At 68.8% G+C, this 432-nt stretch carries 1 protein-coding gene; it reads left to right on the top strand.

Annotated elements, in window-relative coordinates; translation table 11 throughout:
- Window positions 1-432: PTS transporter subunit EIIC (locus IH13_RS0124305; RefSeq protein ID WP_031087832.1), on the top strand; the 432-nt coding region annotated here is incomplete at both ends.

Raw genomic sequence — 432 nt, 5'->3', positions numbered from 1 at the left:
CCGGCGGGCGCGCTCCTGGTCCGGCTGGGCAACGACGACATGCTCGGCCGCGACTCGTTCCCGGCCGCGATCGTCAAGATAGCCGGGTTCATGGCCGCGGGCGGCAACGCGATCCTCGACAACATGGCGCTGCTGTTCGCCGTCGGTATCGCGATCGGCTTCGCCAAGAAGTCCGACGGCTCGACGGCACTCGCCGCGGTCACCGGTTACCTGGTCTTCAAGAACGTCCTGGCCACCTTCACCGACGGCAACCTCCCCAAGGTCGCGAGCGTGGTGGACGGCAAGATCGTCATGAACGAGGCGCCGGTCAACGCCGGTGTGCTCGGCGGTGTGGTCATGGGCGTCGTCGTCGCCCTGCTCTACCAGCGCTTCTACCGGACGAAGCTGCCCGCCTGGGCCGGCTTCTTCGGCGGCCGCCGCCTGGTCCCGATC

It is taken from the genome of Streptomyces sp. NRRL WC-3549 (assembly GCF_000721935.1).
In the GTDB taxonomy this organism is placed as follows: Bacteria; Actinomycetota; Actinomycetes; order Streptomycetales; family Streptomycetaceae; genus Streptomyces.
Note: the sequence above shows the minus strand (reverse complement) of the source record. Positions and strands in the feature narration are given on the sequence as shown.